Origin of the sequence: Paenilisteria rustica, assembly GCF_013820765.1 — a bacterium.
GTDB classification, from domain to species: Bacteria; Bacillota; Bacilli; order Lactobacillales; family Listeriaceae; genus Listeria_A; species Listeria_A rustica.
Map to the genome: position 1 here is coordinate 31,661 of NZ_JABJVM010000011.1, position 23,263 is coordinate 54,923.

Consider the following 23,263-nt stretch of genomic DNA (forward strand, 5'->3'; position numbering starts at 1 on the left):
AATGAAAAAGTTATTCGATGAAACGCATGAATCTGAGGCTCGTTACTATCGTACGGTTTGGTATGGTTATGTAGAAGGGGACCTAGACGCGGCGTTGCAAGAAACCATTGTGTCGACTGTGAAAACGGATTTGGCACAGAAATCGGAGAATGCACCGACTGCGACGCATTGGGTGTTTTATGGTGGTGCTACGAGTAAGGATGCGATTGGTGACACGATTCGTCCTTCATTAATGATTCGTTATCGTGACGGCGAATTTGTAAGTAATTACAGTATGAGTGATTTTGATTTTGTGATTGCATTTGATATGATTATGGCTTTTAAAGAGAGGTTAGATAAACAATTAAACGGGTAGAGGTGCATACGTTTCAAAAAATAAGGAATGTGACATCGTACGGAATTCTGTATGGTGTTTTTTTGTTTGGTATGTTAATTTTTGTGGTAAAAGGCTTATATACATATAATTTAGCGAGAGGCGATGGTACTATGCGGGAACTTCATTTTCAAGAAAAGATGGATGGTTTTCAAATTCGATTAGTGTCTGAAAGTACGAAGATGTATACGCATATTACAATCATTGCTAGAAATGATGTTGGGGACGGATTTGAGCATAGCACGAAATATCTTACCTTCTTTTTGCATCCAGAGGTGATGCTTGGGCGTGCTACAAAGGCGTTTAATCGTAAAAATCCATATGGTATCACGTTTGATTGGACAAGGAAGGCGGATATTATATTGGAATAATGGTACGCCGATTTTAGACGTTATGGCACAGAATCAAAAGCTAGACATGGATGCGTGTATTCTGTGTCTAGTTTTTATGTTCGCAATTGTCAAAAATCTACATTGACAAACGGCGATTTTAGCTATAAGATAGATGCATTCAAGTGGAGAGGGTGACATAGAAATGGTACAGATAATTAAAAAAGGCGCGCCGATTTATGCGATGGATAAAGCGAATCAAGCAATTGCAACGGCAAAAGATGGCGACCAGCTGATTTTTGAAGCTTATGACTGTTTTGAGGATCAAATTACAGACGAACATGGCGCATTTGAAAAATTGGATTGGAATCGGATTAACCCTGCGACTGGGCCGGTTTATGTGGAAGGCGCGGAGGTTGGCGATATTCTGGCGGTGACGATTGAGAAATTGGATATCGGTGATACGGCGACGCTATTCACAGGGCCTGATTCGGGCGTGATGGGTGATGAGTTGACGGAGAACACGATTCGCCGCCTTCCGATTGAGAACGGCGTGATTAAGTTTTCAGAAAAGATAGATATACCGCTAAATACGATGATTGGTGTAATTGGAACGGCGCCAGCGGGAGATGCGGTTTCATGTGGGACGCCAGATGCGCATGGTGGGAACATGGATTGTAAGGAGATTGGCGAAGGAACAACGCTATTTTTACCGGTCAATGTGGCTGGCGCGTTGCTTGCGATGGGTGACTGTCATGCGGCGATGGGCGACGGTGAAGTTTCGGTTTGCGGAGCGGAAGTGTCTTGCGATATCACAGTGACGGTGAAAGTTGTCAAAAATAAGGATTGGCCGACGCCATTTTTAATTCGTGATGGGAAATTGGCGACGATTGCTTCTGCGAAAACGTTAGATGAGGCAAGCGTGATGGCGACGAAGCAGATGGTTCATTTTGTGGAGCAGTACACGAATTTGTCAAAAGGAAACGCAGCGCATTTACTATCCCTTGCGGCGGATTTGCGGGTTTGTCAAATTGTCGATCCGAATAAAACGGCGCGAATGGAATTACCACTTACGTATCTTACAAATTGGAGCACAGAGGAGCTGAACTAACATGACACAACCAGAAAAAGGGAGTTTGGAGTCTTTTGGCTACAAGCAAGAGTTAAAGAGAACGCTAACGTTGAAAGATTTAGTTATATACGGCCTGATTTTTATGGTCCCGATTGCCCCGTTCGGAATTTACGGGGAGGTAGTAACAGCATCGAAGGGAATGATCGTACTTACATATATGATTGGTATGGTCGCGATGCTGTTTACGGCGCTTAGCTACGGCTCGATGTCGCGGGCTTTTCCAATCGCTGGTTCGGTTTACGCCTATGCACAGCGTGGAATTAACAAAACAGTCGGATTTCTCGCCGGTTGGATGATTTTGCTGGATTACGTTTTTGTACCGGCGCTACTCTATGTGGTTTCGGCGAATTCGTTAAAAGCGATTGTTCCGGATGTGCCAGTTTGGATTTGGCTTGTGGTGTTTATTTTGGTGAACAGTTGGATTAATATTCGCGGGATTGCATTTACGGCGCGGGCGAACATTATTTTCCTAGTCGGTGAATTGATTGTTTTGGCGATTTTCATTGCTGTAGGCGTTGTCGCGATTTCGAATGGTGCGGGTGATGGTGTGACGATGAAGCCGATTTATAACGCAGCCGATTTTAATTTGCCATTTGTGATGACTGCGGTTTCGGTCGCGGTGCTTAGTTTCCTAGGGTTTGACGGGATTAGTACGCTTGCTGAAGAGACAAAAGGTGGTAATAAGACGGTCGGAAAAGCGATTTTGTGGGCGCTGATGTTGGTTGGATTCTTGTTTATCATTCAGACGTACATTGCGGCGTTGATTCATCCAGATTATCTTAATTTTGATAATATTGACACGGCATTTTATCAAATTGCGGGAGAAGCTGGCGGACCGTTTTTGAAAAATGTAACGATTATTGCGACGATTCTTTCGTGGGGCTTCGCGAATGCTCTTGCAGCACAGGCCGCTATTTCACGTATTCTGTTCGGAATGGCACGGGATCAGAACTTACCAAAGTTCCTCGCAAAAGTGCATCCTCGTTTCCAGACGCCATATTTGAGCACATTGATGGTTGGTTTTGTATCGTTGGTTGTCGGACTTGTGTTCGTAAATGATATCGGTATTCTGTCATCAATCGTTAACTGCGGTGCGTTGACGGCGTTTCTAGTGATTCACGTTTCGGTGGTTTACCATTACATCATCAAAATGAAATCAAAAAATTATCTGCTACATTTGGTGGTGCCAGTGATTGGCTTCTTGATTATTCTATATGTGATGATTAATCTGGATAACTTGGCTAAAATCATCGGTATTTCGTGGCTTGCGGTTGGGGTTGTGTACTACACGATTCTGCGTTTGACGAAGAAGAAAACGACGATTGATATGGATTAATTATGAAAGAAAAATGGCACAAATATTATCATTTATTCATGATACAGCAGTCTCCTATCTGTTATACTTGCTCTGTAACTTCACAACATAATAGGAGGTAGCCATGAAGAAAAACTCGATTTTAAAACTCAGCGTTGTTATCATGCTGTCTCTTAGCTTCTTCACAGGATTTGGTACGACGAGTGAGATGCTCTTAAATACGCAGCAAGTTGTACATGCGGCTGTTGTTGAACAAAAGATGCCTGATTTGGATAAAACAGTTACATGGAGCGCAACAGCCCCAAGTCATGACAAGGTGCATGAAAGTGTTGACACGCCACTTCATTTAAAAGAAGCAGAGAGATTATCAGGAATAGAGACGAAACGCAGGAAGAAATAAAAACTCGGAGCAGACATCAAATGGTGTCTGTTCCGAGTTTTTTGCGTGTTAGGAGGCTTACAACCAGCGTCACGATGACATTTGCGACTAGAGGCAGGAAGCCAATATTGATATCGCTAATCGCAGTTGGTACGCCTGGAAGTAGTGTCGCGAGTGTCATGCTGTAGTTACTGATGAAAATCGTAATCAAGATACCGACGATAATTCCAGCGAGTGCGCCTTGTTTTGTTACTGGATTACGCTTCATTAGACTGGCGAATAATGACGGACAAAGTTGCACAATCAAGCTATAGCCGACTTGCAGAATAGCCGCGAGGGCATTTCCACCTTGAAAAACGAATAGACAGGAAATAATCGCAAGGACTGGGACGCAAAACTTGGATAGGTTCGCAATTTTTGCGTCGGGGGTGTCGGGTTTATAGCTGTAAATGATGTTTTTCGTTAGCAAGGTCGCCGCGCTCATGAGGAGCATGGAGCCTGGAACGAGGGCAGTGAGCATGCCTGCCGCGCCAATGATACCAACAAACCATGGATCGAACGTCTTCATCGCGAGTTGCAATAGGGCAAGATCGCTTGCGTCGCCTTCTAGCCCCGGAACCTGCAAAACAGCGGTAAGTCCGATAAAAATAACAAATAAGAGCATTAATGTATAGATTGGACTGATAATCGCATTTTTACGAAAGGTTCGGGCGTTTTTGGCCGTGAATGTCGATGCGAAAACTTGTGGCCACATGTAGAAACCAAGCACGTAAAATAGGACGGTCGAGATGAACCAAGTCACGGTGTAAGTCGTATGCGGAAACGTGAGTAATTCGGGTTTTACCGCTGCAATTTGGTCGAACATTTGGCCGATACCACCGTAATAATGGATTGGTAAATAGATACCCATAAAGACGATAACCGCCAGAATCATGAAGTCTTTCAGGACCGCAATCCAAGCGATGCCGCGAATACCGGAGATGACGGAATAAATAATGATGGCGATGGTTCCAACGACGACGGCAACTTTCATTGGAATTGCGCCGTATGATGTCAAGGAAACAATGATGCCAAGTCCTTTTAATTGGATGACCACGATTGGAATAATGGCAATGACCCCAACGACGGCGACCACTACGCCGAGCAAATCACTGTTGTATTTTTTAGCGAAAAAGTCGGACTGGGAGACGAGTCGGTGTTCGTGTGCGTATTTCCAAATAAGTGGTAATAAAAAGTAGGATGTTACATAAGATAGGGCGATGTAAACCATGACGTAGACTGCGGATATCCCTTTGGAGTAGGCCCAGCCGCTTCCGCCGAGAAAGGAGAAGGTAGTGTATACTTCGCCTGCTGTGAGTAGGAATACGAAGACGGTGTTGAAACTACGTCCGCCGACTGCCCAGTTTTCTAGGTTCATTTTCTGTTTTTGGCGCGCTCTAATTCCGATGACTAAGGTGAGTATGAAAAAAGCGGTTAAAATAAGGAGTGCGATCATTGTTCTTCCCCCTTATTTTGTTTATCGAAATGGTAGACGATGCCTAGGATGCATGTGGAGAGCAGTATTCCCGCGGCAACCCAGAATAGATTGAACGGCATGCCAAGAACCATCGGCTGGATTCGGTTGGCAAAGGGCATTCCGGCTAGTATAAAAATAAATGGAATAATGAGTAGCAGCTTGACCATGACAATCCCTCTTTTCCTAATTGAAAACTGCTTTCATCTTACAATACTGTGCCGTTTTTTTCAATGGGGAAACGCTTTTGTTTTTCGGTTAGCTTTGATAGAATAGGATTGTATAAAGAATCACAAATGAAGCGTGAAGAGGAGACGAATAGAATGGCAATTGACATGTATTTTGATGATCCGGAAGTTGGGCCAGACCGCAAGACGAGCCATCCGCATTTTGTGGCGCATTTTAAATCAGACTTTTATTTCGATTGTGGGGACGAGGAAGCGCCGTTTGGAAGTGATGAAGGTGCGGATGTATTGGTCGCGTTGGAGGAATTTTTTCAAGATAAGGAAGTGGAGGGAATCAGTTTATCGGATTTTCCGAGGCATATTGTGGAGGATCAGTGGGGCATGACGTATTTTCCTCCGAAAGATATGGATGAAGGTTCGCTTGCTAAGTTGCTTGCGGCGAGTGAGCATGATGTGTGGCAGTCGGATCAGGTTGTTCTGGCAACGGCATTTGGGCAAATCAAGATAACAGGGTATATTATTCCTGCGCTGAAGGATATGGCACATGATGCTCTTGGTCGGATGAAAGCGACGAATGATCTTTTAGGGCACGAAGATGAATTCGGTTACTATGACAAAATGTTGTATGATTTGATGACATTTGATAAGACTTATGTGTCGGTACTGCCGGATCTTTGGTGTAAGAGATGTCAGATGTAAGCGGGGAATAACAAGGTTTCTGGGGGAGCTTCTTTAGTATAGTTAGGAAACATAAAAAATTGACTTACCCTATTTAGTAGGGTGTAATAAAAGAAAGCGAGGCGGATTTCGGATTTTTTATCTGGATATCGAGAGCCATCATTTGATTCTGCTGATAACCTTACCGACGCACAGCTCAAGTATCTCGGTAAGTTCGTGTCTCAATTGAAGGAATTATACCTTGCATGAGGAGTGATGGACATGACGGAACTATTTGATTCTCTAGAAAGAGGATTGAAGCAGGCAGTTGCTCACGCGGACAATACGAAGAAAGCACGTACTAAGAAAATCATGATTACCGAACTTCCAACTTATACAGCGAAAGATATCAAGACATTTCGTCAAAAATTGGAGCTTACGCAAAGCACTTTTGCTGAATTGATGGGTATCTCTGTCAAAACGGTAGAAGCGTGGGAGAGCGGGCGAAATAAACCAAACGGCTCAGCGTCACGCCTTCTGCAATTGCTTGAGGCGAATCCAGAAGTATTTATGGGTGAGCTTACGATAGAAAATGCAGCGATTATACATTGAGAAAGGTCTCGAGTTCATACTGAACTCGAGACCTTTCTCAATGTATAAATTAATGTACAAACGTTGTGTTTCGCGCTTTCCAATCTTCCAATTTAATGAAAACCCAGAAAGAGTAGATACCTAGCGTGATAATGATGAGCAGTAACCATTTAATCCAATTTCCGAATAGGCCAAACGCGGAACCATTGAAGCGCATCCGGCGGCCTTCGATGACGGTATGATTGATTTTCCAACCGTAAATCATCGTCAACGCCCAGGGATAACAAATGCCTAGCGTCACAACAGTAACAAGGATTCCAAGGATACTCCAACCGATAAATTGCAGTAAGCCGCCGTCAAAAAAAGAAGTTCTTCCGTTCTTTGTTTCATAAAAATCTTCTCGAGCCATATTTAAACCACCTTCCGTATAGGTCTATTTTAACGCAAAAATCGAAAAATTGTCTAGATTAGCCCTATCTTTCTTGTTTTATTCAAGGTACAATAAAGATAAGTCTAAATTTAAATGAGGTTTTGATGTTGACAGAAAATTTTGCAGAGAAAATTGCAAGTGGGGAAAAGGCGCAGTTTAAGGTGAATCATGTGCTAGTTATTTCAAGCAGTCTCTTGTGGATTGCAATTGGATTATTGTTGTATGTTATTTTTGATCATGTAAAGGCAGTGAATGGAACTGAAAAACTGATTTTACTGATTTTTATTGGTTTTATTGTTTTGCGACCATTATTTCGATTGCTTAATCTATCGCCGACGCTAGAACTTTCCACAGAAGGAATGGCTTATCGTGGGGATTTTCAAGCTTGGAATCGGGTGGAGGAAGTGCGGGTTACAATACCTTCATTTAAACTTTTCTCTCAAGGTAGAATGTTGGTTTATACGAAAATCAAGGATCAGCAAGAAATGGCTTGGGATATCGTTGCCGCGGATGTGAATATGCCACTTGCGGACTTGGAAATGTTGATTAAAGAATGCATGGAATTGTATAAAACAAACGAGTAAAGGAAGTAGAGCCAGGCTGTAGATAAACTGCTTTACGTGGGTATTCCGCCAACTTCAGCATGACGACAAATAGAGCTTTTCTTGATGGATATAGTATCGTCATGAAAGGCTTTTTTTGTAACTACATCTTAAGGTCAGGTGGGCAGCTGCTGGCATTTAGTGTACAATGGGTAAGAGAGATTTTGGAGCGGAGGTTTCAGTGAATGAGTGTTATTTTACAAGCAAAAAATGTGAGAAAAGTATACGGCTCGAAAAGTACGCTTTTTCCTGCTTTAAATAGTGTGAGTTTAGAGGTGCATGAAGGCGAATTTGTCGGTGTGATGGGTCCGAGTGGCGCTGGGAAATCGACGTTACTAAACGTGTTGTCAACGATTGATAAGGCGACTTCGGGTAGTATTGAAATCGCTGGAAAACCGTTTGAGGATATGCGTGCGAAAGAGATGGCGATTTTTAGACGGGATAAGTTGGGTTTTATTTTTCAAGATTATAATTTGTTGGATACGATGACGATTAAGGATAATATTGCGTTGCCGTTGTCGCTTTCAAAAGTGAAGCCGAGTGAGGTGGAGACGCGTGTTGCTGAGGTGATGTGTCAGTTTGGGATTTCAGATTTGGCGGCGAAATATCCGAATCAGGTTTCTGGTGGACAGAAGCAGCGGACGGCGGTGAGCCGTGCGATGGTGACGAATCCTGCGCTGATTTTTGCGGATGAGCCAACTGGGGCGCTTGATTCGAAGGCTGCGACAAACCTGTTGGAGGGTTTGGTGCAGGCGAAGGAAGCGCGGAATGCGACGATTATGATGGTGACGCATGATGCGTTTGCGGCGAGTTTTTGTGAGCGGATTTTGTTTATTAAGGATGGGGAGTTGTTCACGGAGATTTATCGCGGGACGGCGACTCGGAAGCAGTTTTTCCAGAAGATTTTAGATGTGTTGGCAATGCTTGGTGGTGGTTTGAATGACACTATTTAATATTGCTTTTACGAACATGCGCAAAAATTTCGGTCAGTTTTCGATGTATCTGGGCTCTTTGATTTTGAGCGTGTTGATTTATTTTACATTCGTTTCTTTGGCGTACACGAAAAGTATCGGTGTGATTTTTGAAAAATGGGAAATCGGTGGTCAGGGCGTATTTATGGCTGCGGCGATTGTGTTGATTTTATTTGTGGCCTTTTTTGTTTTTTATTCTAGTAATTATTTTACGCGAAGCAGGAAGCGGGAGCTGGGACTGTATTCGTTGCTTGGTTTGCGTAAGTCGCAGATTGGGCGGATTATTTTTTATGAGAATTTGATGATGCATGTTATGGCTGTCGTATCGGGTATTGTGATTGGTGTCTTCTTTTCTAAATTCTTTTCGATGTTGTTATTTTGGATCATGGATTTGTCGATTGACAGTGGTTTCACGTTTTCGGTGTCCGCCATGTTATCTACCATGCTCGTATTTGGAATTATTTTGGTTGTGACGACGGCGAATGGGTACTGGATTGTGTACCGGTATAGTATGGTCGAACTTTTTAAAGCGGATGTTCGGGAAAAAAATCCAGCGAAGGGATCGCTTACATTATCGATCGTTGGTGTCTGTTTGATTGGATTTGGTTATTTTTTAGCGACAAGACCCGTTGAGGACTCTATTTTTTGGACGGATAATTTTTTCTTTTCGTCGATGTTGTTTATCCTATTTGGCGTGATTTTGGGAACGTGGCTAGTATTGCGCTTTTTGTTTCCATATATTGTTTATAAATTGTTTTTGCGTAAGTCCTTTTTCTATAGTGGGACGAATATTTTAACGCTTACTTGGCTGCGGTATCGCATGAAAAAAACGGCGGGGACATTGACGATGATTGCGGTACTAAGCGCGACGACATTAACGATTATTGGCACGCTGAGTTCCTTTTATACGAATATTATTTCTTTTGCGGAGAGCTCGAATCCCAATAGTTATCAGACGGCTTGGAGTACGGAGACGGAGCGAGAGGAAATTTTGGAGGCTATTCGAGAAAGTAAGTTGCATACGTTGGTGTATCATGAAGCAGTCGATGTTTATAAGGGGGAAGTGATTGATAAGGTTGATGAAAGTGTTCCTTATAGGGATCAACGGATGTCTCAATTTTCGGTGATGGGCTTGTCGGATTACAATCGATTGGCGACGAAATTAGACAATGATTCGAAGCGAATAAAGTATTTAGCGGATGGGGAGGCTATTTTTCTTAGTCCGGTTGGTGGGTTTGAAAATAAGCAGCGCGCCGATTTGTGGATGAAGGATCCTTATACGGTGACTTTTAAGAATAACCCAGTTCAATATAGTTTGGAAATAAAAGCTATTTATAATCATGAGGTGTTTAATATGGATATGGTTTCTTCCACTTTGATTGTGAGCGATAGGATTTATCAGGAAATCAGTCAGAAAACGATGCCGAAACATATTGATATTTTCCAGGTGACAAATGAGGATAGGGCCGAGGTTTTAGATCACAGAATCCAAAAAATAATCGGCGGGAATCCTTATATGTATAATGTTAGTATGTCGAGCTTTTATTCGAATTATCATAGGATGAGTACGCTTATCGGTGTTATTTTGTATATTGGAATGTTTATTGGGATTGTATTTTTTGCGGCGACAGGGAGTATTATTTACTTCAAACAGATTACGGAGGCTGTGGATGAAAAGCCACGGTTCGAGGTATTGCAGAAGTTGGGAATGAGCCAGAAAGAGGTCCGTTCTGTTATCGCGAAACAAGTGTTACCAGTCTTTTTGATTCCGCTTATTTTGGGTATTTGTCATAGTGTGGCAGCGTTGATTGGTTTGTCGGTGAATCTGATGTATAGTGTTGGTGCGCCGGTTATGATTAGTACGACGATTTATACGGTGTTTTTCATTGTTTATTATTTTGTTTGTGTGAATACGTATACGAAGATGGTGGCAAGTGGTGATGATTAAGGTTTGAATGGTGGCCGAATTTTCTGTACAATGGAATGAGGCGAAGGAGAGATGAGCATGGTAAAGGTTTATATAGTTGAGGATGACATCGTTATTCGTGATACGATTCAGAAACACTTGTCAAAATGGGGATTTGAGGTCGCTGTTGTGGCTGATTATAATAATATTTTAAATGAGTTCTTGGAAGTGGAGCCGCAGTTGGTGATTCTGGATGTGAATTTGCCGTATTTTGATGGGTTTTATTGGTGTAATCAGATTCGCGAGGTCTCGAATGTTCCGATTATTTTCTTGTCGTCACGGGATTCGCGGATGGACCAGATTATGGGTATGAATATGGGAGCGGATTATTATATTGAAAAACCGGTCGATTTGGATGTGCTGATGGCGCGGATTAATGCGCTGATTCGCCGTACGTATTCGTATGTGGAGCTTGAGGAGCCGAACGTGATGGAGCATAATAATGTTTTCCTGCATATCGACACAAATACACTGACTTATCTCGATGAAAAAGTGGAATTGACGAAGAATGAATTCTTGATTTTATATGAGTTATTGAAGCAAAAAGGTCGAATTGTGAGTCGCGATGAGATTATGCGTGTGCTCTGGGAAGATGAGAGCTTTGTGGATGATAATACGCTAACGGTGAATGTTGTTCGGATTCGCAAAAAGTTGACGGAAATCGGCTTGGCAAATTTTATTACAACTAAAAAAGGTCAGGGATACATGATCGAGTAAGGGAGTGCTTGGTTTGAAAATTCTAGTTTTTGGTGGAACGCGTTTTTTTGGTAAGAAATTGGTGACGAGATTGCTTGCAGATGGGCATGATGTGACGATTGCGACGCGGGGTAAAACGGCGGATGATTTTGGTGATACGGTGAAACGTGTAACGATGAATCGGGAATCGCGTGAGGCTTTGTTTTGTTTGGGGCAGGAGCAGTGGGATGTGGTCTATGACAATATTTGTTTTTCGCCGCAAGATGCGCTGTATTCGATTGCTGCTTTTCGGGATAAGGTTGGGAAGTATGTGTATACGTCGTCGCTTTCTGTATATCGGATGCGAGACCGCGCGCTAGTGGAAGCTGATTTTGATCCGTTCCATTATGAAATTGTGACGGGTTCGCGCGAAGATTTTGATTATGGGGAAGGGAAACGTTTGGCGGAGGCGGTTTATTTCCAAAAGGCGAACTTTCCTGTTGTAGCGGTGCGCTTTCCGATTGTGCTTGGCGAGGATGATTACACGGGTAGACTCGAGTTTCATATCGACCATGTGCAGGCGGGAGAAGAGATTGGCATGCCGAATGAGGATGCTGAAATGGGCTTTATTTCATCGGATGAAGCGGCAGATTTCTTATGTTGGGTCGGCACGAAGTCAGATATTGTTGGGCCAATTAATGCGGCGAGTGATTCGGTGTACCAGTTGTCTGAACTGATGAACTTGATCGAGACAGCGACTGGAAAAACTGCGATCGTGGAAGAAAATACCGAAGATAATGACGATTCTCCTTTTGGCGTGGAAAAGACGTATTACTTGGATAATACGAAGGCGAACGAGGCAGGATTTGCGTTTCAAAATTTGCACGAGTGGTTGCCGAAGTTGGTGGAATCTGTTATAATGAAAAAGAAATAAGAAGCCATGCGCTAACATGGCTTCCTAACAGAGCCGTTACAAACGGTGACATAGTTCAGTACATTAAAAGAAATGACCTAACTCGTCAAAAGTTGGAGGTCATTTCTTTTTGTCGTTTTGCTGGCCGATAATGAGAACCACTAAGCCCGCAAATGCGATCATTAGTGTAAGTGTCTCAAAAGTAGACATGATATATTCCTCTCTTGAAAAAGGAGTAACAGCATAGAAACATTAGAAATCAAAGCATCACCCCTTCATCAGGTTCAGCACCATCGCAACTTCTCTATCAGGCTATTATAACAGAGATATTTGTTGCTGTATCGGATTTTTTGAATATTGTTTTTTAAAGCAAAATAGTAGTTTTTGACCTAATGAAAAACTGATTTTGTTAGGGGTTTTTGGAAAACGCGTGTTGGGATTGGAATAAAAGTCGGGTTTATACTTTAGATTCCGCGTTTTGTCAGTGGATTTAGTGTATAATAAGGCAGTGAAGAAAAATGAGAAAAAGGATGTGACGAAGGAATGCTTTCCTTTGAAGAAAAAAAGAATATTATTGATGAATATACAGAACTAGAGGCACATCCCGTTTCGATGGGGCGGATTAATTATCACTTCCCGGAAAGTGTGCGTGAGAAAAGAATTGCGGTCAATCATTTGCATCCGAATGGGAATGCTTTTGTGTATGCGCCTTATTTGGATGATGCGGACAAGAACGGCTTTATTAACATTCGTGAGGCGACGGAAAGTGAGATTCGGGAGTTGATTACGGGTGCAATCGCGTTTTTGAGTACGGATGGGGATGAGTTCGAAGAGGGTTACGAGGAAGCGTTTCGTGATGCGTATCGGACGGTCGTGATTTTGCGTTATGAGAACAAAATGTGGGCGATTTATTCGGACGATCATTTAGAGGCGATTTTCCCTTCTCGTGAAGCGGCGGATGGTTATTTGGCCGACGAAGGTTTTCAGTGAGTTAAAGCCGAGTGAGACGTGAAAGGGGGAGACGTTGATGCGGAAAGTAAAGCAATTGCAGGAACGGGTTGCGGTGAGTGATTTGCGTGCTGCAGCGGATATTGTGATTAAAAATGGCCGGATTGTGAATGTTTTTTCGGGTGAAATCATGGAGGGCGATGTCGCGATAAAGAGTGGTTATATCGTTGGGATTGGTGACTTTGATGAGGCTACCGAAATTATTGATGCAAGAGGTCAGTTTATTGTGCCTGGTTTCATTGATGCGCATGTGCACGTGGAGAGCGCGATGGTGCCTCCTTCTGAATTTGCACGGGTGTTGTTGCCAAATGGTGTGACGACAATTGTGACGGATCCGCATGAAATCGCGAATGTGGCGGGTGTAAAGGGTATTGAGTTTATGTTGGATGATGCAGAAGAAACGCCGCTTGATATGTACGTGATGCTACCGTCTTCGGTTCCTGCAACGCCGTTTGAGCATAATGGTGCGACGCTTGATGCGAGTGATTTACGCGCGCTTTATCAGCATGAAAAAGTGATTGGACTCGCGGAAGTGATGGATTTTCCTTCTGTAGCGGAAGGGCATAAAGATATGTTGCAAAAAATTGTGGACGCGGAACGGCATGGTGGTCGGATTGATGGGCATGGTGCTGGACTTTCTAAGGCGGATTTAAACAATTATTTGGCGGTCGGGATTCGTACGGATCATGAGAGTACGACGGCGGTTGAGGCGATGGATCGGTTGCGCGCTGGGATGTTCGTCATGCTTCGTGAGGGTACGGTTGGTCGTGATATGATACATACGTTGCCGGCGGTGAATCCGAAGAATAGTCATCGTTTCTGTTTTTGCACGGATGATAAATTGATTGATGATTTGTTGGAAGAGGGCTCGATTAACTATAATATACGGCTCGCGATTGCGAATGAGATTGATCCGGTGATGGCGATTCAGATGGCGACGATTAATGCGGCGACGTGTCATAAGTTGCCACATCTTGGTGCTGTTGCGGCGGGATATCAGGCGGATATTTTGTTTTTGCGTGATTTGGAAACGGTGATGATTACGAAGGTGATGAAGCGTGGTCAGGTGGTTGTGGATGATGGTTTGCGTGTCGAAGCGTTATTTCAAAAAACGGATAGTGGTTTTGTATCGCCGGCGATTAGGCATTCGTTAAAGCGTGAGGATTTGAAGCTTGAGATGGTGAAAAGCACGGCGAACGTGATTGGAATGCAGCCGAATAGCCTATTTACGGAGCATTTGGTGGAGACGGTTACGGTGCAAGACGGCGAATTCCAGACATCGGTCGAAGCGGATCAGCTGAAAATGGTTGTTGTCGAGCGGCATAAGGGCACAGGTTGTGTTGGCGTTGGAATTGTGAAAGGTTTTGGCATCAGAAATGGTGCCATTGCAACGACGGTCGCGCATGATTCACATAATATCGTGGCGGTGGGCTCGACGGACGCAGATATTCTGGCGGCAATCGAACATATTACAAAAATTGGTGGCGGCATCGCGGTCGTGAAGGACGGAAAAGTCGCAGCGGATCTGGCGTTACCGATTGCAGGGCTTTTGAGTGTGCAACCGTATGAGGAGATTCAGCAACAGTTAGGACGTTTGAATGATGCTTTCCGTGATGTGAGTGCGAAACAAGGATTTGACCCATTTTTGACGTTATCATTTTTGACATTGCCAGTTATTCCGAATTTGAAATTGACGGATCAGGGGTTATTTGATTTTAACAAGTTTGGATTTATTGAAGTGGAGGTTTAACATGAATTGGTGGAGCTATGTGCGCGATAAAAAGTTTTTCTTGCTGTTCTTTGTGGTCGTGATGTTTTTTATTGGTGTGTTGCTTGCGGTTGATCCGAATAGTCAGTTGACGCTGGGGAATATTATTTATTTGTATGTCTTTATGTTGCTGTTTTTGATCGCGTATTTGGTGCTCGGTTATTCGTTTAAACGCACGTATTGGAATGAAATGAAGGAATTGGTAGATGGCGAAATCGAGGAAAATATTCTGGAATTATTGCCAAAACCGAGGACGCGTGAGCAGGCTTTTTTCAATGAATTGATGCGTAAAAAACACCTGGAGGAGCAACGAGAGCTGACGAAATTGCGTGATAAACAGCAGGAATATCATGATTTTATTTTGTATTGGGTGCATGAGGTGAAGACGCCGATTGTGGCAAGTAAAATGTTGATTAATAATCCGGATTTGAATGATCCTACGACGATTTATCGCGGGGTGGAGGCGGAGCTGGATTCGATTGATCGACTTGTGATGCAGGCGCTTTATTATTCGCGGCTGGACACGTTTGCGAAGGATTATTTCATTCAGGAAATGGCGCTTGGCCCGGTTATTCGTGAATGTGTGAAACGGCATTCGAAGCTGTTTATTTCGAAAAAAATGAAGCTTGATTTGGCGGAGATTAAAATCGATGTTCGTAGTGACAGTAAGTGGCTTGGTTTTATTTTGGATCAGGTGATGACGAATGCGCTGAAATATACGGATGCGGGTGGCGAAGTCAAGATTTGGTGCGATGTGAGTGCGTCTGGTGGAACGGTAGCGTTACATATTCGCGATAATGGCATCGGGATTAAGGAAGAGGATTTGCCTCGTGTGTTTGAGCAGGGATTTACAGGAATGATTGGACGTATGGAGAAAAAAGCGACGGGAATGGGGCTTTATTTAGCGCGCCAAATGTCTTGTAAGCTTGGGCATAAAATCGCTATTTCGTCGGAGCACGGTGTTGGTACGGAAATCGTGCTTACCTTCCAGCAAAAAGAGGATTATTTATTAATTGCAAAGGACTGAGGACTTGTGGAGAAAAATTTGATTGTTCGCGGTGCGCCGCAGGAATTTGAATGTCGGGTCGGTGCTTGGGACGCGCTTGGTAACCATTTGGAACGCCGCGGTTTGAAGCGGGTTTTGGTGATTCATGGTGGCGTTTCTTGGGATAAGGCGAGACGGTTTTTTCCCGAGTTGCCGGGTGTGGACGCGATTTTTGAGCAGTATAACGGTGAATGTTCGTTTGAGGAGCGGGACCGGATGGCGGTGCTTGCGAAAACGGCGAATGTGGACGTGATTATTGGTGTCGGAGGCGGAAAAGTTGCGGATTTAGCGAAGGCTGTTGCGGTTTATTTGGCGATGCCGGTTGTGATTTTGCCAACATTGGCGGCGACGTGTGCTGCTTGGACGCCGCTTAGTGTGATGTATGATACGCGTGGCGAGATGTTGCAATATGATATTTTTGCGCGGAGTAATGCGTTGGTGCTGCTTGATCCTGCGGTGATTCTGGATTCGCCGATCGAATTGATGGTCGCGGGAATTGGTGACACGCTGGCAAAATGGTATGAGGCTGACGTGATTATTTCGCAGCTCACGGAACGGTCTGTTGCGATTGATATGTCACATTACACGGCAAAATTGTGTCGGGATATTCTGCTGGAATCGAGTGTTGGCGCGCTTGAGGCGATGCGTGATGGGAAATTGAGCGAGGCGTTTGTGAAGGTGGTCGAGACGAATATTATGATCGGTGGTATGGTCGGAGGATTCGGCGATGATTACGGCCGGACTTCTGGTGCGCATTCGATTCATGATGCGCTAACGGTGCTTGACGCGACGCATCATTTGTTGCATGGGAATAAGGTGGCGTATGGTGTTTTTGTGCAGTTGATGATTGAGAATCGGCCGGACGAGATTGCGACATTGCGTGGTTTTTATGAGGAATTGGGATTGCCGACGTGTTTGCTTGATATGGGGCTGGACGGATTATCAGATGAGGCGCTGAAACAGGTGGCGGAACGCGCGACGATAGCGGATGAGACGATTCATTTGATGCCCGGCGAAATCACGGCGACGACGGTTTTCGATGCAATGAAAGATTTGGAAGTTTTAATAGCAAAACTACGCGCGGAGGTGCATGCCTCATGATTTTGATTGAGGTGGCAAAAATTGAAGATGCAAAAGGAATTCGTGACGTGTTGGAGGCAAGTTTTCCGACGCCTGCTGAAGCTGATTTAGTGGATGCGATTGTGGCTTCCGAGCACTATTTGCCAGAACTTGCGCTCGTTGCGAAGGATGGTGCGGAAGTCATTGGTTACAGTCTGCTGAGTGAGTGTTTTGTCGGCGAGGAACGGATTCTTGTGTTGGCTCCGGTTGCCGTGAAACCCGAATGGCAGTCACGAGGCATTGGCGCACAGTTGATTGAGGCTGGGATTGCTAAGGCGAAAAACACGAATTATAGCTGTATTAGTGTTTTGGGACATGAGATATATTATCCGCGATTCGGCTTTGAATTAGCGAAAAACTACCAAATCGCGGCGCCGTTTGAAGTTCCGGATGTGAATTTTATGGTGTATCCGTTGGCGGAAAGGATTCCGTCGGGAGTGGTGCGTTACCCAGCGAGTTTTGATGTGGTTTAAGGGTGAATCTCTACGGAGTGGAAATGTCGGACCAACAAGAATATGAATCTTATTTAGCGGTTATAAATAATGCTCAAATGGTTCAGAAAGTCAAAAGTGGAGAAATCCAGGTATAGGATTCTCCACTTTTAACTTTCCTATCACCGACTCAAATGCTGCAATTCCTTCACTAACAAATCCACATATGTGAAGGTTTCGCGAGCAATAAAATAGTCAAGCAGGGCTTCGTCGTTGAAATTGGGAAGTTCTGTTACATAGCGTTTGTGGTCGCGCGAGCCGCCTGACAGGATGATGCGTCGGGATTTTTTTGCGTTGGCGCTGGCTGGTTTCAAATTGTTGTAGAGTCGCCCGCGTTCCTTGATGTACCAGCGTTCTTTTTTTGTGTAGTCTCGGGTGACTGCTTTGTTGAGGGCGCTTTGGGATATAAAACGTTTGGTGTAGACGCCGTGGTACATGCAGAGCCAGACTTCGAAACTGCGGCCGGAGACGAAGAGTTGGGCGTTTTCTCCGAGAGCGGCGAGGTTGCGAATCTTTTTCTTGACGTATCGGAGGTTGGAGCGATCTTCTGTGAAATCTAGATCGGTTATTATGAAAAATTTATCATCGGGATGGGCGCTGAATTTCAGTGCTTTTTTGAATTTCGTTTCTTGGGCGTGTGTGTAGATTTTTAGTTGGTAGTTTTTTAGCCTGCGCTGGAAAAGTAGTTTGAAGTAGTGGGCTTCGCAGCTGTTTGGTTTGATGCCACCGCTGTCTTCGGGGATGAAGAGGTGGACGATTTTCCTGATTTCACGGCTCATTTAAAACACCTCCGGAACGGCTCCAAAACGACCGTCTAAATAGAGATTCGTCCAATTGTGGTTGTCGTAGGTGATTTCATGGAATTCGCTGAGGCTGAAAACTTCACTGGCCTGGGTTTTGCGGTCTTTCTGGATGAAAATGACTTGTTCTTTGGCGAAACGATCGGGATTTAGTAGAAGCGGGTTATGGGAAGCGATTAGAAACTGCGCTTTTTTGTCGTTTTCTTGATGGATGAATTTGTTTAGCAGACCTTCTTGGATTTTCGTGTGGTATTTATTGTCGAATTCATCGCTGATAAATAGGATTTCGTTTTGCAGCGCGTCGAAAAGTCGGATCGAGCTTTCTAGGAATTTCTTGGTGCCATCGGATTCCATACTCATGCTTAGTGGGTATGTCACGTCGTCCACGATATGCGCGGTGCTGATCTCAAAGCGGCGGTTTTTCTTCGTTGTCGCGATTAGTTGGGCTTTGACGTCATCGGAAAAAGTGGCTTGTTCAATGGATTCGACGAGATTATCGGTCATGTCGGTGACGGAAAAATCTTGAATCGCGAAATCGAAATCGTAAAGGGTTTCTAGTATTTCTTTTTTGAAATCGCTGTCTTTGTTGATTTGTTCAGCGAATGCTTCTAGGGAATTGCCATCGAATTGTTTGGTTTGGAAGCCTTTGGTAACTTCGGTTGCCAGACTTTCGACGATTTTATAGGCTAGAGATGCGGTTTCTTTGCTGAAATAGGCTTTATTGATGTCGTGGATGAGCATGGATAGGATGGATTTGTAGGTGATGTTTTCTTGCTCGATTTTGGTAAAAAGGCTTTTTAGTTGGCTGCTTTTTTTGGGAATTTGGCTTTTTAGACGTTCAAAAACGATAATTGGCTTGGATAATGTTGTTTTGAGTATTTTTTTGTACGTTAGGGATTCTTCTTGGATTTCTAGGGTGCCCGCGTCGATGGCGAGTTCGTAGGTGTATTGGATGTCTTGATTTTCCTGGAAGTTGGGTTCTGTAAAGGTGATGGTGAAGCGGCTAGTGGTTTCTTTCGCCGTTGAAAATTTGAAGGCGTTGGGCGCGATATCAAAATCTGTTTTTTCGTTGTAGGTATGGCTTTTTTGGATCATGATACGCATGAATTCGAAGGCGTAGAGTAGGTTTGTTTTGCCGGATGCGTTTGCGCCGTAAAGTATTGCGCCGTTTAGGATGCTGCGCTTTTTCTGGTTATCGTAGTAGGTGTAGAGGGTGTTTTGGTTGAAAATATCGGCTGGGCTGTAGCTGTGATCTAGTGTCAGGCTTATTTGGTCGTGGATGGAAAAGAAATTGCTGATAGTTATTTTAGAAAACATCGGATTCGACTCCTTGTCTTTTTTTGTTTTATTATACCATGTATGAGGGGGGGAATTTACTGAATTGTAATCCCAAACTGCAAATTATATTTTGAATAATATTAGCTTTTATTTCAATTGTAAACTGTACATATGGGAATATTTTTCATATAATAGTGAGACAAGGGGGGATGATGGATGATTGAGCATGATATGAAACCTTTAGATAATGAATTTTTAGAACATGCTATTTTTTCATCGACATTAATGATCAAAATAGCGGATATTGAAAGTATATTAAGAAATCTGTATTTAGGTACATATATTATTGGTGGACATAGAGGAGCAGGAAAAACCACTCTTATAAATTCAATTGAGAAAAAATTTGTTATGGATTCATACCAACACTTAGGTCAACCCAAGCATATTAGATATAAATTTCTACATTTGAATGTTGCCAATGATAAAACGGATTTATTGAGAGAACTTGTTTTATTTATTGAAAAAATATATGATGAAAATTGGGAAAAATACGAAGAAATTGTGGATGATAAAAAAATTTTTAAAAAGAAAAAAATTATGAATAAAAGATATGAAGAACGAATAAATAGTCTTAAAGAGAAAGTGTTATTTGACATATTTCTTGAGGAAATTAAAGAAGACTCAGTTGCAGATAGAAGGAATCGATATATGAATGTTACTTTTTCTTTAAAAGATATATTTCTAAATGCGATTCCTTTTAAATTAGGTATCAATAAGGAGATTAAACATTTGGCATATAAAGAAATAAGAAATAGGCGAATAAAATCTCCAAGGCAAAGAAAAGAAGATTTAATAGCAGAAGTTATTGACTTAATAGATATTCTTTCAAAAGAAGTTGCGATTGTTATAATTATGGATGAATTAGATAAGATGAATAATACAGATTTTAAAAAGTTCATGCGAGAGAATAAAACAATCTTTACAGAAAGCTCGGCAGTCTTTTTCCTTTTAGTGGATCATATAAAGTATGTTTCATTAAAATATGATAAAAGTTTTGCGATTATGCATAATCTGATTCGAGATTACATATATCTTCCTAGATTGAATTGGAAAGAGTTTCTTCTGGTTGTTCCTAAAATATTAAAAATATCAAATTTGAGAACGCTCAGAAGTATCTATTACTATTCAAAGGGGAATTATAGGGAAGTAGTAAAAATAAAAAAAGACTACAATAATCTTTACGGATTCAATGCTAAATTAGATCATCAAAGTAGTCTAAGAGATATAGAGTATATAAATGATTCATTTTATATTGTTGTAGGCTTAGTTGAGAATGATTATATCAGTGATTTGCCAGAACCTTTAAAAGAGATAGCTATTGATTTTATCTTTGATATTATTGATATGTATCAAATAAATAAAAGTATAACTAGCCAAGAACTTAATGAGGTAAAAGAAGAATACCTAATGCTGAATCCCACAGTAAACAGTGTAATTAAAAGGGTAGGTAGTATAATTAGTGATTACAAATGTATAAATGTACCGGAGAGTGAGGAGAGCTTAGCAACTGAGATTTCTAAATATTACGGCTCTAAGCATCCAAACTTTAAAGGAAATAATTATCGTCCAGTCTTAATTGAAACCACTGAAATAAGCATGCTGTACAGGTTAATAGGAATCTATCATGACAGTATTGATGGGGTAATTATATGCAAGGAAGAGCAGGCTGATACGCAATTTAATATTTCATATACAGCAACTATCTTAGTGTCATCTGATTATATGCAACCTGTGGCTTATATTAATCATAAAGGTTTTGCGTGGAATTTTGAAGTAGGTCATAGGTATTATGAGATGTTATCCTATTTAGATGAAAATGAAATAATATATATAGATATTGAATTACCTATTAATCAAAGTATGGTGCAAAGAGGGGAAAATTTGAAGCCGTTTTTAGATAAGTTAATAAATAAACAACTAAATGAGAACCAAGGTCTGTAGGTACTAGTCAGCAAATAAAAAAAGATTATGAGGCCTTGATGAACCAATTAACATAGAATTTCCTGATCATATTGAAAATGTCGCATCATCTTTTATCCAAGGTTTTTTCGGAGATAGTCTCCAAAAAAGGTTATAATTTTATTTTGGAAAACATAACAATTTCAACTAAATCTCAAAAATTGACTGATGTAATTTTAAGTAGAAGTAGGTGAACCTAAAGTATGAACATGTATTTTTCTAATCTTTTAGTAGGAGCAGTGCAAGAGTTGGAAGGCTTTAACATTGATAATGCTTTATCAATATTGGCTATCATTATTTCAGCGGGAGTTTTGATAGTTCAAATTGTAATTGAAAAGAAAGTTAATAAAAAGAACCTAGAGTTTAATCTTTTTAATGATATCTATAAAGAATATCTGATAAAAAAAATACCAGAAGCAAAGTCATTTTTAACATTTTCCGAATCGCGTGTTACTGGGACTGACACGTTAGTTCAAGTTTTAAATGATTTGCGTCAAGACTCTATATTCTATAAGAATACTGATGAGAAATTTTATCTAAAGCTAATCAAGAATGTCCAAGAATTTGAAGATGACCTGGTGAAAACTATGAATAGTACTTACGATAATGACGAATTTGCCAAGTTTATTAACAGTACTAATCAAAAATATAATAAGATAAGCATGATAATACAGAAAAAATTCTTTTGACTATTCATTGAAATTAAAGTTTATTTAGAACTGTAATTTTTGCATGAGATTCAGTAATCATTGTTTTTCCTCCTCAAAATACCCCAATAAAAAATTACGGAACAGTGTCTCAGACGGCGACATGTTCCGTCTTTTTGTCGTGATTATCCCAACCGACCGCCGCAACTCCTGGTCCATCAACGCAATGCTTCGCGTCTCTTTAAATATCGCCCCATCCAAAATCATCTCGGGCAAAATGCTGATTCCGAGTCCCGCCCCAACCAATCCTTGAATCGTATGAAAATCACGGCTTTGAAAAATTGTCTCGAGTTCAATGCCTTTCATCCGCGCCGTATCTTCCACTAAATGATACAAATCGAAATCTTGCGGGTACAAAATAAATTTCTCGTCCGCCAAATCTGCAAGCGAAACCGAGTGCTTCCCAGCTAATCGATGCCCGCTCGGCACAATCAACTTCAACTTTTCATCAAAAAAACGATGGGGCATAATCTCGTCATCTTCTTCCGGCACCGGTGATAAAAACGTCACATCAAGCGCGCCAGCCACCAACATCTGCTTCAAATCACGATTCGAACCTTCCATAAAACGATACGTAATCTGCGGGTACTTTTCCCGAAACGCGGAAATAACGGCGGGCAGCACTTTTGTGGCGATCGAGTTTGGCAGTCCGATGCGGATTTCACCAATCGTTGGGTCGGCGTATTCTTCCACGATTGCTTGGGCTTTTTGTAGCTCCTGTAAACCGATTTTGGCTTGGCGCAAGAAATCCTGACCTACCGCTGTCAGTTGCATATTGCGGCCAATCCGGTCGAACAGCTTGATTCCGAGCTCTTCCTCGAGTTTTGTTATCTGTCTACTGACGGCAGATTGGGCGACGTGCAAATTTTCCGATGCTTGGGTCATATGTTCGACGCGCGCGACTTCGATAAAGTACTTTAATTGTCGTAATTCCATTGCTTGTCTCCGATCTATCTCGAAATGAGATCGTTTTATTCTATTATATATATTGTTTCGA

Annotated in this window: 26 protein-coding genes; 19 read left to right on the forward strand and 7 right to left on the reverse strand. The window is 42.2% G+C overall.

Going from position 1 to position 23,263, the window contains the following annotated elements:
- Position 1: 1 nt before the first annotated feature.
- The 5 genes from HPK16_RS11010 to HPK16_RS11030 all read left to right on the forward strand — a co-directional run bounded on the left by HPK16_RS11010 (position 2) and on the right by HPK16_RS11030 (position 3,549).
- On the forward strand, positions 2-355 hold the full coding sequence (locus HPK16_RS11010) for a hypothetical protein (protein WP_181677009.1): 354 nt from the start codon (positions 2-4) through the stop codon (positions 353-355).
- Between the two features lie 131 nt (positions 356-486).
- Entirely contained in the window at positions 487-744 is a 258-nt protein-coding gene (locus tag HPK16_RS11015; RefSeq protein ID WP_181677010.1) for a hypothetical protein, read from the forward strand.
- A gap of 163 nt (positions 745-907) precedes the next feature.
- Positions 908-1,813, forward strand: coding sequence for an acetamidase/formamidase family protein (locus HPK16_RS11020; RefSeq protein WP_246369392.1), 906 nt, complete (start codon positions 908-910; stop codon positions 1,811-1,813).
- A gap of 1 nt (position 1,814) precedes the next feature.
- Entirely contained in the window at positions 1,815-3,170 is a 1,356-nt protein-coding gene (locus HPK16_RS11025) for an APC family permease (protein ID WP_181677011.1), read from the forward strand.
- 103 nt (positions 3,171-3,273) lie between these two features.
- Positions 3,274-3,549, forward strand: a complete 276-nt coding sequence (locus HPK16_RS11030; RefSeq protein WP_181677012.1) for a hypothetical protein — start codon at positions 3,274-3,276, stop codon at positions 3,547-3,549.
- A 16-nt stretch (positions 3,550-3,565) separates the two neighbouring features.
- On the opposite strand, the gene HPK16_RS11035 is transcribed toward HPK16_RS11030, so the two are convergent.
- Both HPK16_RS11035 and HPK16_RS11040 read right to left on the reverse strand, forming a co-directional pair.
- Entirely contained in the window at positions 3,566-5,023 is a 1,458-nt protein-coding gene (locus HPK16_RS11035; RefSeq protein ID WP_181677013.1) for a sodium:solute symporter family protein, read from the reverse strand.
- The gene (locus tag HPK16_RS11040) at positions 5,020-5,211 is read right to left on the reverse strand and encodes a DUF3311 domain-containing protein (RefSeq protein ID WP_220132321.1); all 192 of its coding nucleotides are present in this window, start codon (positions 5,209-5,211) and stop codon (positions 5,020-5,022) included. Before HPK16_RS11040 ends, HPK16_RS11035 begins: the two co-directional genes overlap by 4 nt.
- Positions 5,212-5,364: 153 nt before the next feature.
- Here HPK16_RS11040 and HPK16_RS11045 point away from each other — a divergent pair, with 153 nt between their 5' ends.
- Both HPK16_RS11045 and HPK16_RS11050 read left to right on the forward strand, forming a co-directional pair.
- The gene (locus HPK16_RS11045) at positions 5,365-5,925 is read left to right on the forward strand and encodes a molybdate metabolism regulator (protein WP_220132322.1); all 561 of its coding nucleotides are present in this window, start codon (positions 5,365-5,367) and stop codon (positions 5,923-5,925) included.
- A gap of 240 nt (positions 5,926-6,165) precedes the next feature.
- Positions 6,166-6,495, forward strand: coding sequence for a helix-turn-helix domain-containing protein (locus HPK16_RS11050; RefSeq protein ID WP_246369394.1), 330 nt, complete (start codon positions 6,166-6,168; stop codon positions 6,493-6,495).
- Between the two features lie 49 nt (positions 6,496-6,544).
- Here HPK16_RS11050 and HPK16_RS11055 read toward each other — a convergent pair whose 3' ends face one another.
- Positions 6,545-6,883 carry a DUF898 family protein gene (locus HPK16_RS11055; protein ID WP_181677015.1) on the reverse strand — a complete coding sequence of 113 codons (339 nt, stop codon included), beginning with the start codon at positions 6,881-6,883 and terminating at the stop codon, positions 6,545-6,547.
- 128 nt (positions 6,884-7,011) lie between these two features.
- On the opposite strand from HPK16_RS11055, the gene HPK16_RS11060 reads away from it, so the two are divergent.
- The 5 genes from HPK16_RS11060 (at position 7,012) to HPK16_RS11080 (ending at position 12,052) form a co-directional block, all read left to right on the forward strand.
- Positions 7,012-7,488 (forward strand): hypothetical protein, encoded by a 477-nt coding sequence (locus HPK16_RS11060; protein WP_181677016.1) that lies wholly within the window; start codon positions 7,012-7,014, stop codon positions 7,486-7,488.
- A gap of 203 nt (positions 7,489-7,691) precedes the next feature.
- Entirely contained in the window at positions 7,692-8,459 is a 768-nt protein-coding gene (locus HPK16_RS11065; RefSeq protein WP_181677017.1) for an ABC transporter ATP-binding protein, read from the forward strand.
- Positions 8,446-10,425, forward strand: a complete 1,980-nt coding sequence (locus HPK16_RS11070; RefSeq protein ID WP_181677018.1) for an ABC transporter permease — start codon at positions 8,446-8,448, stop codon at positions 10,423-10,425. The genes HPK16_RS11065 and HPK16_RS11070 overlap by 14 nt, the downstream gene beginning before the upstream one ends.
- A gap of 57 nt (positions 10,426-10,482) precedes the next feature.
- On the forward strand, positions 10,483-11,160 hold the full coding sequence (locus HPK16_RS11075) for a response regulator transcription factor (protein WP_181677019.1): 678 nt from the start codon (positions 10,483-10,485) through the stop codon (positions 11,158-11,160).
- Between the two features lie 13 nt (positions 11,161-11,173).
- Positions 11,174-12,052, forward strand: a complete 879-nt coding sequence (locus HPK16_RS11080; protein WP_181677020.1) for an NAD-dependent epimerase/dehydratase family protein — start codon at positions 11,174-11,176, stop codon at positions 12,050-12,052.
- 99 nt (positions 12,053-12,151) lie between these two features.
- Here the strand turns inward: HPK16_RS11080 and HPK16_RS16710 are convergent, their stop codons facing one another.
- The gene (locus HPK16_RS16710) at positions 12,152-12,241 is read right to left on the reverse strand and encodes a putative holin-like toxin (protein WP_220132323.1); all 90 of its coding nucleotides are present in this window, start codon (positions 12,239-12,241) and stop codon (positions 12,152-12,154) included.
- 333 nt (positions 12,242-12,574) lie between these two features.
- Here HPK16_RS16710 and HPK16_RS11085 point away from each other — a divergent pair, with 333 nt between their 5' ends.
- From HPK16_RS11085 to HPK16_RS11105, 5 genes are read left to right on the forward strand one after another with little or no spacing between them, the layout of a single operon-like run.
- Complete coding sequence (locus HPK16_RS11085; RefSeq protein ID WP_036077661.1) at positions 12,575-13,021, forward strand: hypothetical protein; 447 nt, start codon at positions 12,575-12,577, stop codon at positions 13,019-13,021.
- Positions 13,022-13,058: 37 nt separating this feature from the next.
- Positions 13,059-14,789, forward strand: coding sequence for an adenine deaminase (gene ade / locus HPK16_RS11090; RefSeq protein ID WP_181677021.1), 1,731 nt, complete (start codon positions 13,059-13,061; stop codon positions 14,787-14,789).
- 1 nt (position 14,790) lies between these two features.
- Complete coding sequence (locus tag HPK16_RS11095) at positions 14,791-15,834, forward strand: sensor histidine kinase (RefSeq protein WP_181677022.1); 1,044 nt, start codon at positions 14,791-14,793, stop codon at positions 15,832-15,834.
- Positions 15,835-15,840: 6 nt separating this feature from the next.
- Complete coding sequence (locus HPK16_RS11100; protein WP_181677023.1) at positions 15,841-16,953, forward strand: iron-containing alcohol dehydrogenase; 1,113 nt, start codon at positions 15,841-15,843, stop codon at positions 16,951-16,953.
- Positions 16,950-17,444, forward strand: a complete 495-nt coding sequence (locus tag HPK16_RS11105) for a GNAT family N-acetyltransferase (RefSeq protein ID WP_181677024.1) — start codon at positions 16,950-16,952, stop codon at positions 17,442-17,444. Before HPK16_RS11100 ends, HPK16_RS11105 begins: the two co-directional genes overlap by 4 nt.
- 140 nt (positions 17,445-17,584) lie before the next feature.
- Here HPK16_RS11105 and HPK16_RS11110 read toward each other — a convergent pair whose 3' ends face one another.
- The gene (locus HPK16_RS11110) at positions 17,585-18,241 is read right to left on the reverse strand and encodes an RloB domain-containing protein (RefSeq protein ID WP_181677025.1); all 657 of its coding nucleotides are present in this window, start codon (positions 18,239-18,241) and stop codon (positions 17,585-17,587) included.
- Entirely contained in the window at positions 18,242-19,579 is a 1,338-nt protein-coding gene (locus HPK16_RS11115; RefSeq protein ID WP_181677026.1) for an AAA family ATPase, read from the reverse strand. It abuts the gene before it with no gap.
- A 177-nt stretch (positions 19,580-19,756) separates the two neighbouring features.
- Between HPK16_RS11115 and HPK16_RS11120 the strand changes: the two genes are divergently transcribed.
- Both HPK16_RS11120 and HPK16_RS11125 read left to right on the forward strand, forming a co-directional pair.
- Positions 19,757-21,541, forward strand: a complete 1,785-nt coding sequence (locus tag HPK16_RS11120; protein WP_181677027.1) for a P-loop NTPase fold protein — start codon at positions 19,757-19,759, stop codon at positions 21,539-21,541.
- 221 nt (positions 21,542-21,762) lie between these two features.
- Entirely contained in the window at positions 21,763-22,248 is a 486-nt protein-coding gene (locus tag HPK16_RS11125; protein ID WP_181677028.1) for a hypothetical protein, read from the forward strand.
- Positions 22,249-22,305: 57 nt separating this feature from the next.
- On the opposite strand, the gene HPK16_RS11130 is transcribed toward HPK16_RS11125, so the two are convergent.
- Entirely contained in the window at positions 22,306-23,202 is an 897-nt protein-coding gene (locus HPK16_RS11130) for a LysR family transcriptional regulator (protein ID WP_181677029.1), read from the reverse strand.
- Between the last annotated feature and the right edge of the window lie 61 nt (positions 23,203-23,263).

Bases quoted from the DNA above. Each gene is read 5' to 3' on its own strand.
- HPK16_RS11010 (WP_181677009.1), top strand. From the start codon at position 2: ATGAAAAAGTTATTCGATGAAACGCATGAATCTGAGGCTCGTTACTAT.
- HPK16_RS11015 (WP_181677010.1), top strand. From the start codon at position 487: ATGCGGGAACTTCATTTTCAAGAAAAGATGGATGGTTTTCAAATTCGA.
- HPK16_RS11020 (WP_246369392.1), top strand. From the start codon at position 908: ATGGTACAGATAATTAAAAAAGGCGCGCCGATTTATGCGATGGATAAA.
- HPK16_RS11025 (WP_181677011.1), top strand. From the start codon at position 1,815: ATGACACAACCAGAAAAAGGGAGTTTGGAGTCTTTTGGCTACAAGCAA.
- HPK16_RS11030 (WP_181677012.1), top strand. From the start codon at position 3,274: ATGAAGAAAAACTCGATTTTAAAACTCAGCGTTGTTATCATGCTGTCT.
- HPK16_RS11035 (WP_181677013.1), bottom strand. From the start codon at position 5,023: ATGATCGCACTCCTTATTTTAACCGCTTTTTTCATACTCACCTTAGTC.
- HPK16_RS11040 (WP_220132321.1), bottom strand. From the start codon at position 5,211: ATGGTCAAGCTGCTACTCATTATTCCATTTATTTTTATACTAGCCGGA.
- HPK16_RS11045 (WP_220132322.1), top strand. From the start codon at position 5,365: ATGGCAATTGACATGTATTTTGATGATCCGGAAGTTGGGCCAGACCGC.
- HPK16_RS11050 (WP_246369394.1), top strand. From the start codon at position 6,166: ATGACGGAACTATTTGATTCTCTAGAAAGAGGATTGAAGCAGGCAGTT.
- HPK16_RS11055 (WP_181677015.1), bottom strand. From the start codon at position 6,883: ATGGCTCGAGAAGATTTTTATGAAACAAAGAACGGAAGAACTTCTTTT.
- HPK16_RS11065 (WP_181677017.1), top strand. From the start codon at position 7,692: ATGAGTGTTATTTTACAAGCAAAAAATGTGAGAAAAGTATACGGCTCG.
- HPK16_RS11070 (WP_181677018.1), top strand. From the start codon at position 8,446: ATGACACTATTTAATATTGCTTTTACGAACATGCGCAAAAATTTCGGT.
- HPK16_RS11075 (WP_181677019.1), top strand. From the start codon at position 10,483: ATGGTAAAGGTTTATATAGTTGAGGATGACATCGTTATTCGTGATACG.
- HPK16_RS16710 (WP_220132323.1), bottom strand. From the start codon at position 12,241: ATGTCTACTTTTGAGACACTTACACTAATGATCGCATTTGCGGGCTTA.
- HPK16_RS11085 (WP_036077661.1), top strand. From the start codon at position 12,575: ATGCTTTCCTTTGAAGAAAAAAAGAATATTATTGATGAATATACAGAA.
- ade (WP_181677021.1), top strand. From the start codon at position 13,059: ATGCGGAAAGTAAAGCAATTGCAGGAACGGGTTGCGGTGAGTGATTTG.
- HPK16_RS11095 (WP_181677022.1), top strand. From the start codon at position 14,791: ATGAATTGGTGGAGCTATGTGCGCGATAAAAAGTTTTTCTTGCTGTTC.
- HPK16_RS11105 (WP_181677024.1), top strand. From the start codon at position 16,950: ATGATTTTGATTGAGGTGGCAAAAATTGAAGATGCAAAAGGAATTCGT.
- HPK16_RS11110 (WP_181677025.1), bottom strand. From the start codon at position 18,241: ATGAGCCGTGAAATCAGGAAAATCGTCCACCTCTTCATCCCCGAAGAC.
- HPK16_RS11115 (WP_181677026.1), bottom strand. From the start codon at position 19,579: ATGTTTTCTAAAATAACTATCAGCAATTTCTTTTCCATCCACGACCAA.
- HPK16_RS11120 (WP_181677027.1), top strand. From the start codon at position 19,757: ATGATTGAGCATGATATGAAACCTTTAGATAATGAATTTTTAGAACAT.
- HPK16_RS11125 (WP_181677028.1), top strand. From the start codon at position 21,763: ATGAACATGTATTTTTCTAATCTTTTAGTAGGAGCAGTGCAAGAGTTG.
- HPK16_RS11130 (WP_181677029.1), bottom strand. From the start codon at position 23,202: ATGGAATTACGACAATTAAAGTACTTTATCGAAGTCGCGCGCGTCGAA.